A 15,924-nucleotide genomic window follows, 5' to 3' on the forward strand; every position below is an offset into this window, starting at 1 on the left:
TTGGCTGCTTGCGCCCGGGGGGCAGCCGAAGGCCGGGATCTAAAACGCCGCAATATCGCCTCTCGAGCGGCTCCTGCTTCGAAGGCAGTCGCCGCAATGTCGATGCAGTCGGCTCATGATGTGCCGAGTTTCGATCTCGCATGGTGATGTAACTTATGCGATCAGTCCGTACTGCCGTGCCTTGTTGCGCAAGAACGGCAGACCGTTGCCCATCACAACCGCTTCACTTTCCGCCACCGGACGCCACACGCTAAGGCCAAACGCCAGACGCGGATCCATGTTGATGAAGCTCTCCATCGCGAGCCCGCCCTTGAAGCCGATCGCGGCCAGCGTCGCGAACGTCTCATCCCAATTGCAATTGCCCTCGCCCGGGGTGCCGCGATCAGACTCGGAGAGATGGATATATTTGAGGTGATCGCGGGCGGTGATAATGCCGTTGCCCATGCCCTTTTCCTCGATATTCATGTGGTAGGTATCAAGGTGCACGAACATATTGTCGGCGCCCACTCGTTCGATCAAAGCCACCGCCTGAGCCGCGGTGTTGATGATGTGGTTCTCGTAGCGGTTCACGGCTTCGACACCGAGTTCGACGCCGCGAGACTTGGCTTGCGCGGCGGCGGACGTCATCACTTTCGCAATGTTATCAAGTTCGTCCTGGGTAGGTGGCACGCCAGTACGCTCGCCGATGCCGCCATAGATTACGCCGCACAGCGCCTGGGCTCCGATGTCGGCCGTCTTGTCGATAGCCACCTTGAGAAAGTCAATCGCTTCCTGTGGGTGGCGCGATGCCCACGCATGTTCGGGCAACCCTAGCGAGCACACCGCCTGCATGCCATTTGCCGCCAGCAGCTTGCGGGTGTGATCGGCATCGCAAGAAAATGGATCGGCCAGCGAAATTTCAATGAAATCGAGATCGTATTTTTTCACCGCCGCTACAGTGTGCTCGGCGCCCTCTACGGACCAACCACTCGTCCACATGCTCGTATGAACGCCAAAACCCTTCATCGTGTTATCCTCATGAAATTGAGCTGCCCGGCAGCCCACCGCAAGATCATGACGCCGATCAGCATGATGCCCCAAATGGCTGTGGCCAGGTGCTGGCTGGCGCCCAAGAGATTCAGTCCCGAAGAAAGCAACTGCAAAACGATGAGGGCTAGGAAGACCGAAACGACCTTGCCGAAGCCGCCAAACGGATTCACCCCGCCCAAGAAGCAGGCAAGCACCGTAATCAGCACATAGGACTCGCCATGGCCGACACGGACGGAATTGAATCGTGCCATCATGATAATGCCGGCCAACGCACACATGGCGCCAGACAGCGCGTAGATCAGAATGATCACGCGTCGCGTCGAGATGCCGGAATAGCGCGTCGCCTCGATGTTGGAGCCGACCATATAGTTTGAAAAGCCAAGCCTGGTTCGGGTCATCAAGACATGCCAGACGATGACTGCGCCGAGCAGTATCAGCAGCGGGACAGGAATGCCGACGATGCTGCCGTGACCCAGGGGCTGGATGAATTCGGGAAAGCCCGAAATATCGGCGCCGCGGGTCAGAAACTCGCCAAGGCCGCGCAGGAAAATCATCACCGAGAGCGAAACGAGGATGGGGTGCGCGCCGGTATAGGCTATCACCGGGCCCATGACCAAGCCGCTTGCCGTGCCAACGCCGACCGCAAGAACGGAACCGAGTAGAAAGGCATAGATGCTTGCGTCCGGTCCTCCGTTGGCCTGAAGAACCCAGGCGAGCGTGAGGCCACAGAGATTGGCCGTGAACGTCACGGCGAGATTGATGCCGCCCGAGATGATCGGCATCAACATCGCGAGCGTAAGCAGTCCAAGTTCAGGCAACTGGAAGGCCACCGATTCAAAGGTAGCTTTGGACAGGAATCGCGGCGAGAGAGATCCGAAGAATGCAATCACCAAAATCAATGCCAGCAAAAGTCCGATATTCTCGGCGCCCAACGTGCCGGCAAGACGGCGCAAGAATCCGTGCCGTAGCGCTCCAGTTTCGAGCACGCGCTGCGTCATGTACCCATCCTCTGCCGCAAGCCCGCGAGGATATGCCCGAGCGGCGCGTTGGACAGCGTGATGGCAATCAAGATGATCGCCCCGACGATCATCTTGAAAGCATAGGGAGAGATGCCGAGGAGGTTCAGCCCGTTTTGCGTCACCGACACAAGAAACACGCCAAGGATGCAACCGAGCACGGTGCCGCGCCCGCCACCCAGCCTGGCACCGCCAAGGACAACAGCTGCCAGCACGTCCAGCTCGCGCCCCACCAATGCGTTGGGCACGACTTCCTGGGAATAGTGCACCTGCACAAGTCCCGCGATCCCGGCCATCAAACCAAGCCAGCCGAAGGCAATGAAGTGCATCGCCGCGATGTTGATACCGAGGCGACGGGCGCCCTCCGGGTTATCGCCAAAAGCGTATAGCTGCCGTCCCGTGGTGGTATACCGGATAAGCCCCCAGGTGGCGGCGACGCAGACCGCCATGATCGCAACCGGCAGTGTTAGCTCGGCCCAATTGCCATTCGCCTGTTGGACCTCGAAAAGCACAGTGCGATGCGTCCACCATGCAGGCAGATTGTAGATCGATACACCGTGCGTGAAGAACATCAGCAGGCCGAAAAAAATATTGAAGGTGGCGATGGTGACAACGATTGAAATGATCTGGAAATAGTAGATGAGGCCGGCGTTCACCGCACCCAGGGCGATCCCGACAATTGCCGCCAAGGTGAGGCCGATGAACCAATCACCACCTCCCATTTGGGCTAGAGCCAGCGCCACAACGTATTGAACCACTGACGCGGCCACAGCGAAGGAGATGTCGATGCCCCCAGCGATCAACACCACCAGCAGCCCAACCGCGAAGATCAGATTTGTCGAGCTTGTGTTGAGCAGATTGAAGAGATTGGCAATGGTGAAGAATTTGTCGCTCGCAACGGAGAGACCTGCGCTCATGATGAGAAGAACCACAACGAGCCATGTCTCGGTGGGATGAGCCCGGAAGAGCTTGCCGCGGTTACGCATAGACGGCAGCTTCCAGGTCGCCGAGCGGGATGGCGTGCGGATCGTATTCGGCGACTATCTTGCCCGCAGCCATATGAAGGATACGATCGGCGTTGAAATAGACCTCCGGCACTTCATCGGATATCAGCAGAATCGCCAGGCCTTCGGCAGCGAGCTTGGCGACAATCTCGAAGATGCCGGCCCGCGCGCCAACGTCCACCCCCACGGTTGGCGAATCAAGAATGATCAGTTTCAGGCCGACCGCCAGCCATTTGGCGATGGCCACCCTTTGCTGGTTGCCGCCCGAGAGCGTGGAAATCGCATCAGTCTGCCGCCCGACTTTTATCGCCAATTCCTCGATCCAATGATTGACGAGCGCGTCCTTCTTCTCCGAGGAGATCAGCCCTCGATCAAGGATCTTGTCGAGCACCGGGATAACGGCGTTGTCGGCGATGGACTGAGCTTGTATGAGACCAAGGGACAAGCGGTCTTCGGAGAGATATCCAATACCCGCGCGGATTGCGTCGCGGTTGGAGTTCAGATGAAGAACCGTCCCGTTGAGTGCGATGCTGCCGCGGTCTGGGCGCAGCATGCCGAAAATAGAAAGCGCGAGTTCTGTGCGACCGGCGCCGAGTAGCCCGGTCAGGCCAAGCGTTTCACCGCGCCGTATTGTCAGCGAAACGTCGTCATAGTCGCCTGCGCGGGTCAATCGATCGATCTTCAACACGACGGGTGATCCACTAAGGTTTCTCGTGCTCACGGTTTGGTCGAACGTCTTGCCGGTCATCAGTTCGGTGAGGCGTGATTGGGTCATTCCGGCGGTCGGGAACACCCCAACGACCTTACCGTCGCGCAGAACGGTGACGCGACTTGAGATCTCCAGAACTTCCGCAAGGCGATGGCTGACGAAGACGATGGCCATGCCTTCATTCGAGAGTGTTCGAACGATCGCGAGCAACCGGTCTGTTTCCGATTGAGTAAGCGACGATGTGGGCTCGTCCATGAAAATAACCTTCGCATCGCCGGCGAGCGCCCGGGCGATGGCGACGATCTGACGTTGGGCGATTGCAAAGCTACGCAGAGGCGCGTCGACATCGAGGTCGGCGCCAAGCCGCGCCAACAGCCCTCGCGCCACCTCGCGAATGCGCGAATGATCGACGAGCCGAGGCATGTTGCCGAGGACAGTTCTGATCCCGATATTTTCCGCGACTGTCATTTCAGGAAACAGTGCGAGGTCCTGCCAGATGACTTCCACCCCGGCGCTGCGCGCCGCAGCCGGCGACATGATGTCGACAGACTTTCCGGCGATCGACATGTTTGCGCCGGCTAGCGGCTGACAAACGCCGGTGATTACCTTGATCAGGGTGCTCTTGCCGCTGCCGTTCTCACCGGCGATGCATTGCACTTCACCCGGGAGAACCTCGAAGGCGACATCCTGGAGGGCTCTAACGCCACCAAATGTGACGCTTATGTTGCTAAACGACAGAACCGATGGGAGGTCCTGCGTCGTAGACGCGACGAGGTTCACGGCGGGCCCTTCTGAAATGACAAGGATGGGGCGTGCCGGGATTGATTTGCCACCCCGGCACGCCAGCCATGGTCCGCCATCTAAAGCCCTAGGGCTGCAAGACCATCGACCGTTTCGACCGTGATAGGCTGCACAGCGTCCACGATGATGGTGCCGGTTTTGAAGTCAGGGTGAACGACACCCAGACCTTCGATCGTCATGCCGTCGGTGATTTCACCGCCGCCCGCCAGAAAATCAGCCATCGTTACGAATACTTTGCCCGCTTCCAGAGGATTCCACATATAGCCGCCGTCAATAATGCCGGACTTGAGCATTGCGCTGCCTTGGCTAGGCGAGAATGAACCGACAAGAACCACCTTGTCACCAAGCTTCTGCTCCTCGATCGCGCGTCCGGCGCCGATCGGTCCCTGACTGCCGAACGTCAGGAAGCCGCCGAGGTCAGGATTGGCGGCAAGCACATCCAGAGCCGTCTTTCGGCTGTCATCGGCGCTCTCGGCGACGCCATATCTGTCGCCAACCATCTGCATGTCGGGAAAGTTCTTCTTCAGGTAGGCGATTGCAGCATCGGCCCAGGCATTGTGTGCGGGCACAGTAAGAGAACCTACGTACACCACGTACTTGCCTTTGCCGCCCATTTTCTCGGCAAATAGCTTAGCATGGGCCTCACCGAAACCAACGGCCGAGACCATTTCGAAGTCCCAATCAGCGTTCACCTGGTCTGGCGATTCATGAGTTATAACCTTGATGCCCGTTTCGCGCGCCTTTTTTAGAACTGGCTCGAGAACGTTTGCATCATTCGGCACGACGCCAATTACGCTGACGCCCTGAGCTATCAGGTCTTCGATCGCGCGGACCTGAAGTGCCGGGTCGGCGCTGGTCGGCCCGACCATGAAGCCGTCGTCGCCAAGCTCTTTCGACTTTTCCTTTATTCCCGTTTCCATCGCATTGAACCAGGGAATACCGCCGATCTTCACGACGACTCCAACCTTGATGTCCTTCGCCAGTGCAGCATCCATTGTGGCGACCGAAAGGGCTGCGCCGAACGCTGCCGCGAGTATAGTTTTTGCTAACATTTAGTTCCTCCCTGATTGACGAGTTTTTGGGTTGCCTATTGCCCATGTCGGCTTTGTTTGGCCACCCCTTTGTGCCCTACGGCATTGACGCACTCGGCGCCGCATTCCTCCCAGAACGCGCCATAAAAGACTTTGAATGCCGGCCGGTCAAGGTGCTAAATAGATTTAGCAAGGCGGTCACGCCACCAGCGTCTAAAAACATTTCTCGATTGATGTAAACGATCCGCCCTTTCGCACTCAGGCTGCACCCGTAGAAACGACATGCGATCCCCCGCGAGCCTTGGGTGGAGGCGGTGCTACCCAGATCCGAGGTGCTGATGAACGGAGTTGAACTTCTGCAACGATGTCTCGTGACAAAGAATTGCTAGTGGTCGATGCTCGATTTGGATGCCGAATCCCAATCTTCTTGGGCGCCGTCATGCTCTCCGGTTCGCCCAAAGCTGGTCGGTACGGTCACCAGCGGAAAGTGGTCTATCGAATAATTCTCCAGAAGCGAAAATCCTTCAGCAATCATCACCTCGACATTCTGTCGGACCATGGTCACATCGAAGGGCAAATGCGCCGCGAATGGATCCCAGTCGAAGCTTCCGACAACAACCCGTCCAAGCTCACTTGAGGCTAGCGTCGAAGTGAACCGCAATGTTCCTTCAAGAGCGGTCACGCCGTTGACGAACATACCTGAGGGCAGATGCCCAAGCTGAGCGTATCGTGCAGCGAGAGACCGAGCAGCGTTGGTCGGTGCGTATCCGCAGCAGTCAATCGTGCCCGGGCCCGTAACAATCCCATGCGCTGCCAGCGCATCGTGAAAACCCAGCAAACGGCTACGTGTTGCGTCATCATCGCTGACCCCGCCAAAGAAGAAGAGATCTTCGGTGGAGCCCCCTCGTTCTTTCAATTTCTGAACAATGATCTCTGTGAGCGCCTTGGCGCCCCCGTAGTTGTCAGAAACAACTGAGGGAGCCCGGCGGCCTGGCAGATCGATGTTGATGCACCGGACGCCCGCTGCCCGGCACAGATCATTCAGCGGATCGGGGTCACGAACGCCCGCAAGGAAGAGAAATTCCACCTGCTGGGCCAGCAGGGTTTCCGTCACACTCAACTCGTTATCAGGATTGCGATGGGTGCTGACGACGATCGGGCACAAGCGGTGGACGCGGGATTCCGCTTCAAAGGCTTCGGCCAATCCGGCGAAGAAGCGATTGCGGTAATGTGGCAAGATCATTCCAGCGAGCCCGGATCGGGAAAGCCGCAATCCTCGTGCCTTGAGGTTGACAGCATAGCCAAGCCGCTCAGCCCAATCGAGGATGGTCGCTGCGGTTTCCGCCTTGATCCGGTGCTGTTGCCACGAGCCATTGAGGACGAGACTAACCGCTGTCGGGGACAACTTTGCCGCCACCGCGATGTCATAAATCGTTGACTTGCGTCGGACAGACTTTCTCGCCATTCGTGACGCTCCTACTAGCAGATGCAGTAGACGCTAGTGCGGGGTCAAGGCAACATCTCTAAATTGCGTCAAACGGTTTGGAGGAGCGACCCCACGGAAGGACGCCGCCTCTCGTGCCGCCGGTCCGGTCTCCCTGATTGTCTCGATCGTTGCAATGACAGCGCCAGGGAAATCGGCAGATTTGGGATTTTCCCTGAAGCTTCGTTCAGCGTCACTGGAGACACCAACCCCAGTGTTTCGGCTTTGGTCTCCCCGATGATCAATCACCTTGCAAAGGTCGACGAGAAGTTTCGATCAGTTTGGAGCCCACCGTTGGCGATGGTCGGGCGCACGCGTCACGATCGAGTCCCTCCGATTTCAATATGCTGTTTGGACGAGTGGGAGTAGGGGTTAGCCAGTCTGGAGTGCCCAAGCGTAGGTTGCGCGGAAAACAACGATTTGCGGTTCATCTCATTCAAAATCGACCCAGATCAGCAACTGGAGTCTTCGACTGCAACGTTCGAGAAAAGTACCGTCAACAGCTTTCTCGGCCTGCGGTACTTTTTGAAGAGCAACGTTTTGGAATATATACGGAACTCGCTTTTCGAGTGATGTATGCGCGTGAACGGCACTTTAGCATGTTCCAGCGAAAGCCTTGATACGGCCGTCCGAGCCGACTAGATTCTACAAGACAATGCTACCGTGAACGCGGGACCAACTGTCTCTGCTGCAGCGGTGGTTAGATCGCGGCTGAAGCCCGCAAAGTCCCGGATTTTGCGGATCAGCTTTACGCTTGCGGGGAGCAAGGCCGCCGTAGCGTTGTATTTTCTCATTCCAAATACCCGTCAGGTGCTGATCAATGTTCTGACTGCCAAGAGCAACTCCAGGAAAAGTGCGTGCGGTTTTCCGTCCGGAATTTGCGTAAAAACAAAGACATAGCGGTTCGCCGCTTCCGTGAAACGGTGAACGCTCTAGTTGTGGAGGTGCGACAATTGAAATCCAGGCTGGCGTTCGACGCCGGATAACAGCGATTCCGCCGATCGGAACATGTCCTCGAATTCCAACTCGTTTTCAAACACCACGCCGCCGACGCTGATGGTCAGCGTGTCCGCGGTTCCTTTTGGCGCGAAATAGGCTTGGGCCACGCGCGCCCGGATACGCTCGCCGATCTCCCTGGCGTCGTCTTCTGTCGCACCGGGCAGAAAGACCCCGAACATGGAGGTTCCGATCCGGCCCACCAGATCTTCCTTGCGTACCGATGACTGGATGGTCGAGGCTATGAGCCGCAAGGCTTCGTCACCCCAGCCAAGGCCGAAGCGCAGATTGATGGACCTGATGTGTTCGGGATGAATGACCAGGAAGGCGCCAGATCTTGGACCAGACGATTTTGGCCTGGTTGCTCTCCTTTCGACCATCGAAGTGAAGACCGTCCGGTTGAGGCAGCCTGTCAGGCTGTCAAAGGTCGCCGACTTGTTGAGTTCTCTTCGATAACGGACGAGCTCGGTCCGCTGCAGGCCAATGAACAGCAAAAGCGGGCCACCGACCATGACCGGCAACAGGATCGCTGTGACCATGCTGCGGCCAAACGGCGTCAAGACTTCCGAAAACAGAAGCAGATAGTTGAGGCCAACCGAGAGGAGCAGAATTCCCGCCGATCCCAGGGCAGTCAGCCATGCGATATCTTTCCATTGCCGGGGCGAGCTATTCGCCATTGGTGTCATCATTAGCCAATCTCCCGCCTGATCGGCTGTCATAAGGCCAAGGTGCTGCACTTTCAGTTTCGAGGAAACATACAATTTTAGTAATGGCGCAATCACCTACCATCGGCCCGAAATCAGGCCTTCAAAAGCAAGGCTACGGCGGTAAAAGGGACGACACCGAATTATCGGCTATTGCGGCGGGCCGAATATCCCCATCTGCGCGTCTCTGGCCACTGCCTCCGCCTTGCCGTAGATGCCACTCGCCAGGGCCGTCGCCCAGCCATTGGAAACAAGCCAGGCGCCGACATCCTGCTTGCCCAAGCTGCACGGTGCCGCAATGGCAAAACGATCGATTTCCGGCGGCACGACGCATTTCAGCGCCCGGCCGCGCAGCCAGGAATTGAACGTCGCGCGCGCACGCTGGCCGCAAGGCCAGGCGATGCCACGAAACGAACAGGTCTCATCCAGGTCAATGCCTTGGATCCCGCTGATGGCTACCTTGCGCCCCATCGATTCGAAGGTTGCCGACGAGGTGGCAACCGGTTGGTACAGCAGGACCTCTTTCCAATCCTTTGGCATCCGCATCCCTGCAGGCGAAGCCAGACCAAGGTCGCTGAGCGGCGGGCGCGGCTCGACCCGTTCGATTTGCGCCGGATCAAGCTGTGGCGGCGCGATAAGGTCCTGAGCAATCTTGCGTGCCCGTCCTCGCCATGGCGTATTGGCGGCGCTCGGAGGTGGTCGCATTGCCTGGCTATGATCGATGGATTGACGTGGCGCCGGCCGATTGTTCGGAAGCAGATCTGCGGCCCGGATGATCAACAAGACCCCGGCCAGGAGGAGCAGGCTTCCGAGCGCTATCAAGCGATTGTGCCTCAGCCAGCCCATCAACTCAAGCAAGGTTCCTTGCCCCTCAATACCCCGATGTCGATTTGGCGACCAGCTTGAGTGCACCTTTTTGAACCTGATAGAAGGGCATGGATCGCTCACTGGAGCCATCCGCCCGAAACCGGAACAGGCCGGTCGATCCGCGAAATCCGCTCCGATTTTCGAGCACCTGCTTGCTGAAGCCGTCAGGCCCGGCCGAACTTGCAATTCCTGCTGTCAGGGCGACCATATCATAGGCGTAGGCGACATTGGCGTCGGCTGGATAATTGTAGGTCGTCTTGAAGCGGTCGGCGATCGGGCCGGTTTCCGTTGGGTCGAGCGTGGCGATGTAGGAGCCTTCAAACAGCGGCTCCATCGGATGTTCCAGCCAGCGGTTGGTTCCAACGACGGCAATTGCTTTTCCAGGAATGCCTTTCGTTTTGAGCGCCGCAAGGATCGGCGCCGGATTGTCGTCGCCGCTGGCGATGATGATGGCATCGGGAGCCTCGACCAGCGAGCCCACATCATTGACCACTTTGGTGCCGCCATCGCCGGCCCGATACGGAACGGTGACGGCGAGCGTCGCGCCATAGATGCTGAGACTGTTGGCGACCCGCTTTTCAACCACGCTGGCATTCGCGCCCGCCGCAACGAGCAACACGAACTTCTTGCTGCCTTTGGCCGCCAGGCCGGCTGCGCCCGCGGCCGCGCTGTCGGCCTCGTTGAGGCGCACCGCATAGACGCCCGGGCCGCCAGCGAAATTGTCGGCCAACGCCAGCACCGGCGGTCGCTTCGATCCCGACAGCTTGGCTATGTGCTGCGCGGCCGCGAGTTCGACCGGGCCGATGACGATCTTGGTTCCAGTGGTGATCGCCTTCACAGCCAATTCGCTGGCGTGCGCGCTGTCGCCCTTGGTGTCCTCGACCGTAATCGTGAGCAGGACATTTCCAAGGTCGGCCATCGCCAGCTTGGTCGCATCGAGCATCTTCCGGCCGTTTTCGCCGGCGTTGCCCGGGGCCGACAAAGGCAGCAGCATCGTGACCTTCGTCGACCCGGTGCCGAGCGATCGCGTGGCTTGGGCCGGGCTGGCAGCGGTGCCGGCGGCCGGCGCTCCGGGTGCGGCGATCGCCGCCGGATCGAGCGCGTCCGAGACGCTGCCTTTCGACTGGCAGCCCGACACCATGCCCGCGAACGCAAAGACGATCGCCCACGTCCACAAACCGTGTCGCTGCCGGCCAGAATCCATGATGCCTCCCTCATATCCCGCCGGGTATTTGTCCCGGTCTCATCCGTTCATCTTACGGCAGACTTGCCTCGCCGTCTTTGCAATTGCTGGATTATGGCTCAGCCGTCGAAAAGTCTTGCCCGGAGCGCCTTGATCATTCTGGCTTGCCCGGCGCTTCGATAGTCCGCGCATTTCATGTATCGCGGGCCCGGCACGAACAGTCGGCGCACACAAATCCGCCTCGCCGGGGCAGGGGCACCATCGTCTCCTGCTGTCGGGAATGCGGAGAATCCGAACGTCGCCACCGGCAATGGCCCGGCCACCGCAAAACCTTCTCTCGCCAGGATTGCACGCGCACGCCGGCAGTAGCGGACCGAAAGTTCGGAGAACCGGGTTTCACCGTGCCCGGCACGATACTTCATGACGGCGGTGCAGAGATCGCCTGCGGCAAGGCTGTTTGCCTGCGCCAGATATCTGACGCCGAGCGCGATGTTGGTCGCCGGCGCGCCAAGCTCGTCGAGCGAGCCACGAAAGCCCAGCATTCGGGCCGTCGCGGGCATTACCTGCATCAACCCGACCTCACCATCGGCGCCGTGCACATCGGGATCGAACCCGCTTTCGATCTCCATCACCGCGTGCGCCAGCACCGGTTCCAAGCCGTAGAGCGATGCCTGGCATGTCGCAAACGCCTTGAATGTCGCGCGAGTCCATTCGGAGGCGGCGTCGCAGCGAACCGGCCGCCTCAAGCCGAACGGTGCTGGTCTCTCCAGGCTAGGTCGTTCCAGCCAGTTGGCGCGGGCTTGCGTGGCAAGCTGGCCAAAACCGGTCAATGCGATCGCTCCGGCGATCGCCCTCGTCAATCGTCCGCCGACCATCGGGTCAGCCAACCGGCACTGCCGGATCCCTTCCGGTCAGTTCATGTACTCGACCATGCGGTCGTGGAAGCATTCGCACTTGTTGAGGGTGTCTTCGTCCTTGTAGTTCGTCTTGAGGTAGCCATAGGCCATGCCGCAGGCGACCTTGGCTTCCGACGCCCAGATGAAGGCGGGGCGCGAAGAATTGATCCATTCCGAGCTGTTGGCGACGGCCACCGACTCGTCCATCAGCTTCACCACCTCGGACTTTAGATCGACGATGTTGTCGTTCAGCACCAGGTTGGATGTGCCGACGGTCCGGCAATAGTCGGCCACCGGCCCTTCGATAATATCGGCAGCCTGCAGTGCTGTCGCGCATAACGACAGCAGCCCGGCCCCGACAGTCACTCGCAAAATTCTGGTCATGCTCCTCACCCCGTCCCTTTCGCCCCTTAGGCCACGTCCGTCTTGGTGCCGTGGCTGTCATCGTAAAGTATCTTCACCGCATCGGCGGCGCTGTGGAATGTGTAGTTCTCCAGCACGGCGACCGTATGATAGTTGTCGCCGCCGCCGTTGGTATCGACCTTGACCTCGGCATTGGCCGCATTGGCCGAGGACTGCGCGATCTCCACGAAGCCGCCGCCGACGAGATCGGTGACGCCAGCCAAGCCCTTGAGCAACGAGGAAAGATCAAGCTGGTCGCCGTTGTGGAAGTCGGCGATCAGGTCTGCAACCTCGAGCGAGCCGATGGCGAAGGTCTTTGTCCCATCGGAAGCGACGGTCGGCTCTGCCGGTGCAACGAGCGAGGTGTCGAGTTCGACCTCAACATAGTTGCCGGTCGTCCCGTCGGCCATCTGGAAGGTCCCACTGCCGGTCACGGTCTGCCCATCGATTTCGCCGACAGCGGAGGACGTTGTCGTGCCGATCGAAGTAATATCGTTATGGGCGAGGTTCGACAACTCCCCGGCGTCGCTTATGCCGTTGGCGTTGGCGTCTTTCCAGATCAGCAAGCTGTCGAATGCCGCGTCATCGTGGTCGATGAGGCCATCATGGTTGCTGTCGAGCGATGCAAGTGCCGCCGCGCCGCCTGCGAAGTTGCCGCCGCCGAAGCTTGGCGTGAACAGTTCGGTGCCGTCGTCGATCTTGCCGTCATGGTTGAGGTCGATGGCCAGCATGCCGTCATGGGATGTGTTCCAGGCAAGCTGTTCTTTCGTGCCATCGCCATTCATGTCGAACTGGACCCCATGGCTGACGTCGGAGAAGGCGAAGCCATCATGATTCATATCGAGGATGATGGGATCGATCGATCCGCCGATCAAGGTGTTCAAGTTCGCTACCGTGACGTTCTGAAGATCGACCAATGTTCCGACGCCTGCGCTCGCGGTAGTCTGCGTGTAGACGAAGGTGTGATTTACCCCCGAGATCGTCGCCGTGAAGGCGAGCGTCGCTCCGGCGTTTCCGATGTCTGTGCCCATTAGATACTGGACTGCCGCAGCTACGCCTGACGTTGTGGTGATAGCCAAAGGCGAACCGCCGAGATCGGTCCCGAAGAAGCTGGCGATCCCGTTCGCGACCGAATGAGATTCAACCGTATCTCCGCCGATCGTTAATACGGAATCTCCCGCACCGTCAACCGCGCCGGCGGTAGCTGACACGAGCGTGCCAGGCAGGCTCAACTTGTCGGTGCCGGCAACGAAGTCGGTGATGATGTCATAGCCGGAGATAGTGCCGGTGTTGCCTGATCCACCGATGACGGGTGTGGAGTCCCCAGCCCCGATCAGGAAGGTATCGGCACCGGTTCCACCTGTCATGGTGTCCGCGCCCGATCCGCCGCTAAGTGTGTCAGTGCCGGAACCGCCGTCGAGCGTGTCCCTTCCATCGAGGCCTGTCAGGGTATCGTTACCCTGTCCTCCGGAAAGGATCGTATCATGTCCATTGATGCTGGTCAGATGATCGTCGCCGTCCTGGCCCAGCACCGTGGTCTTTGTCGCGGTCGCCACCAGATTGTCAGCGCTGCCGCTGCCCTCGAGGGTTGAGGTTGTTGGGTACAGGTGTGCGCTCACGCTGCCGGCCGCCGTATCGCCATCGCCATCCGTTCCTGTGACAGGGATTTTGATATCGAATGGGTCAACCGCGTTGGCGGTCGCGAAACTAGCGGCCCCAAGCTTGAAAGTCCCCGATGAGGCGCCCGAGATCTCGACCGCACTGAACGGATCCGAACTTGCCGTAACGGTGAAAGTGTCGCCTTGGTCCATTCCATGCAACGTGAAGATACCGGTCACCGCGTCGTACGTCACTGTCGGTACGGCCCCTCCGGACCCGTTCACAACGACAACCGTGATCCCGGTGGCTACGGTTTCCCCCGAGAGGTCACCAACAAAACTATTGTCATTGTCGACATTCAAAGCTCTGATCTTGATATCAACCGTGCCGCCGACCACTTTGGTTAGCCCTTGAGTGAAGCTCGATATTTCATAGTGGTCGGTATAGCTGGTCCCGGCGAGGCTTCCGTTGGTCGATGCGTTCGTCACGAAATCGAAACGGATCGTCTCTCCATTTGCGATGCTCTGACCGCTGCCAACGCCGAAGTTTCCGGTGCTGGTATTTACCGTGTTGCTACCGTTGGCCGTGACCAGCAGATCGTTCGGGGTGTCCGGGCTGGTCAACGTGGTGAACGCATTCACCTGATTGTTGCCGCCGGTGGCCGTGGCGCCAGCCGTCGTGAATTGAGATCCATTGAAGATCGTGCCGTTCAATACAAATGACCAGGTGTCATTTGCCTGGTTGAGTGTTGCCGTGAACCCGAGATCGTTGCCATTTGCCGCCGATGTCCGACCCTCGACCGTGTGTCCATCGGGAGAAATGTGATAGAATAGCTGCTCGCCGTTGAGGAAGATGCTCGCGCCGTTGGCGTCTGCAACGGCCGCGCCCTCGGTTACGCTGAACACGACATTCCCCACGCCGTCGGCGCCGGCGCCGGCGGCGAAATTCAAATGCTCAGTCAGCGTAGAGTGCAATGAATCGGGCAAATAGATTCCATCGCCGACGAAAGCGTTCGGAACGTCGTCCAGGACCGTCAGATTGACCGATCCGGAAACATGATCACCGCTGGTGTCGGTTGCCACCACCTGAAGCCCGTTGATGGTGACGTTGCCCGAGCCGGCAAGATGCTGGAGCTGGTCGGTCAGTGTCGCGGTAACGACGGGTGTCAACGAACTGTTGGCGCCGGCGCTTGTGTTTGACAGCGCCAGATAGACGAATGCGCCGAGGTTCACGCTGCCGGCCGTTTGTATCAGACTGCCGACGAGTTGGTTGCCCACGAGCGCCCAGCTGATTGTGTATCCAGAGGCTAGGCCAGAAACAGTCGGCGCCACCCAGTTTGGATCGCCGGTCGGGTTGGCGAATGCAACATTAATGGCTTCGCCGGTCGTGGTGAAGGTGATGCCGCTGATTGCTTGCGCCGTCTCGCCGCGGCTGCCTGGGTTGGTGCCGGTCACGGCCCCGGCTTGGAGATCCGCAGGCGCCGAAGCATCGAGCGTGGTGTCGAGCGCGGCTTCGTTCAATGTCAACGATGCAGTCCCGCCACCAGATGGAACGGTGTTGGTCTGCACATTCAGGGTCACCGTGGCCGTCGAAGTGTCGCCGTCGCCGTCCTTGATCGTGTAGGTGAAAGAGTCCGACCCGATATAGATGCCCGTCGGCGTATAGGTGAACGTTCCATCGTTGTTGTAGGTGACGGTGCCGTGAGCACCGTTGGTGGCGGTCACCTGGCCGCTGACCGGATTGTTGTCGGTGTCGACGCCATCGGCGCCAAACTTGTCATTGGTCAGGAGGCCGGTGAGGACCGTCGCACCGGTGATCGTTGGCCCCCAGGTGTCATTCGTCGCGGTCGGCACGTCGTCGACGATGGTGATGACGAGATTGCCGGCTGGAGCGCTGTCGCCGTCGGCGTCGGTGACGACGACCGCGAAGCTGGTGCTCGACGGATCGGTCAGCGTGTTGTCGATCAGCGTATAGGCGTAGCTGATGGTGCCGATGCCGGTGGTTGCATTGTAGACATAGCTGGCCGTCAGCGATCCTGTGGTGCCGTCGGCAAAAGTCTGGGCCGAGCCGGTCAGCACATGGCCACCCAGCGAGACGGTGGTCAGGCCGTCGGGCGAGGTGAAGCCGATGGTGCCCGAAGTGGTCTCGGTGGTTGCAGGCTCGTTGGAGCCGGCCGGTTCGCCGGCGCGTGCCGGCAGGCTGGC

Annotated in this window: 12 protein-coding genes; all 12 read right to left on the minus strand. The window is 59.4% G+C overall.

The genetic code is table 11. The annotated features are described in order from the left end of the window. Window positions 1-153: 153 nt before the first annotated feature. A complete protein-coding gene (locus tag NKI15_RS30775; RefSeq protein ID WP_352515399.1) occupies window positions 154-1,005 on the minus strand; it encodes a sugar phosphate isomerase/epimerase family protein in 852 nt (283 codons plus the stop codon). Next, entirely contained in the window at window positions 1,002-2,027 is a 1,026-nt protein-coding gene (locus NKI15_RS30780; protein WP_023667740.1) for an ABC transporter permease, read from the minus strand. Before NKI15_RS30780 ends, NKI15_RS30775 begins: the two co-directional genes overlap by 4 nt. Further along, window positions 2,024-3,031: an ABC transporter permease gene (locus NKI15_RS30785; protein ID WP_352862530.1), complete on the minus strand. Its 1,008-nt coding sequence runs from the start codon at window positions 3,029-3,031 to the stop codon at window positions 2,024-2,026. Before NKI15_RS30785 ends, NKI15_RS30780 begins: the two co-directional genes overlap by 4 nt. Then, window positions 3,024-4,538: a sugar ABC transporter ATP-binding protein gene (locus NKI15_RS30790; protein ID WP_023704356.1), complete on the minus strand. Its 1,515-nt coding sequence runs from the start codon at window positions 4,536-4,538 to the stop codon at window positions 3,024-3,026. Before NKI15_RS30790 ends, NKI15_RS30785 begins: the two co-directional genes overlap by 8 nt. 80 nt (window positions 4,539-4,618) lie before the next feature. After that, window positions 4,619-5,611: a substrate-binding domain-containing protein gene (locus NKI15_RS30795; protein WP_031209051.1), complete on the minus strand. Its 993-nt coding sequence runs from the start codon at window positions 5,609-5,611 to the stop codon at window positions 4,619-4,621. A 364-nt stretch (window positions 5,612-5,975) separates the two neighbouring features. Then, window positions 5,976-7,055: a LacI family DNA-binding transcriptional regulator gene (locus NKI15_RS30800; protein WP_023667744.1), complete on the minus strand. Its 1,080-nt coding sequence runs from the start codon at window positions 7,053-7,055 to the stop codon at window positions 5,976-5,978. Between the two features lie 950 nt (window positions 7,056-8,005). Beyond that, a complete protein-coding gene (locus tag NKI15_RS30805) occupies window positions 8,006-8,758 on the minus strand; it encodes a GGDEF domain-containing protein (RefSeq protein WP_031243550.1) in 753 nt (250 codons plus the stop codon). 165 nt (window positions 8,759-8,923) lie between these two features. Then, the gene (locus NKI15_RS30810; RefSeq protein WP_352513656.1) at window positions 8,924-9,631 is read right to left on the minus strand and encodes a thermonuclease family protein; all 708 of its coding nucleotides are present in this window, start codon (window positions 9,629-9,631) and stop codon (window positions 8,924-8,926) included. A 13-nt stretch (window positions 9,632-9,644) separates the two neighbouring features. Further along, the gene (locus tag NKI15_RS30815) at window positions 9,645-10,844 is read right to left on the minus strand and encodes a type 1 periplasmic-binding domain-containing protein (RefSeq protein WP_352887980.1); all 1,200 of its coding nucleotides are present in this window, start codon (window positions 10,842-10,844) and stop codon (window positions 9,645-9,647) included. Window positions 10,845-10,942: 98 nt separating this feature from the next. Further along, window positions 10,943-11,470: a lytic transglycosylase domain-containing protein gene (locus tag NKI15_RS30820; RefSeq protein WP_502898736.1), complete on the minus strand. Its 528-nt coding sequence runs from the start codon at window positions 11,468-11,470 to the stop codon at window positions 10,943-10,945. A 264-nt stretch (window positions 11,471-11,734) separates the two neighbouring features. Continuing rightward, window positions 11,735-12,103 carry a hypothetical protein gene (locus NKI15_RS30825; RefSeq protein ID WP_502898735.1) on the minus strand — a complete coding sequence of 123 codons (369 nt, stop codon included), beginning with the start codon at window positions 12,101-12,103 and terminating at the stop codon, window positions 11,735-11,737. A 26-nt stretch (window positions 12,104-12,129) separates the two neighbouring features. After that, window positions 12,130-15,798 carry a beta strand repeat-containing protein gene (locus tag NKI15_RS30830; RefSeq protein WP_352887987.1) on the minus strand — a complete coding sequence of 1,223 codons (3,669 nt, stop codon included), beginning with the start codon at window positions 15,796-15,798 and terminating at the stop codon, window positions 12,130-12,132. Between the last annotated feature and the right edge of the window lie 126 nt (window positions 15,799-15,924).

The sequence above is a fragment of the Mesorhizobium sp. M0862 genome, assembly GCF_040319795.1.
Classification (GTDB): Bacteria; Pseudomonadota; Alphaproteobacteria; order Rhizobiales; family Rhizobiaceae; genus Mesorhizobium.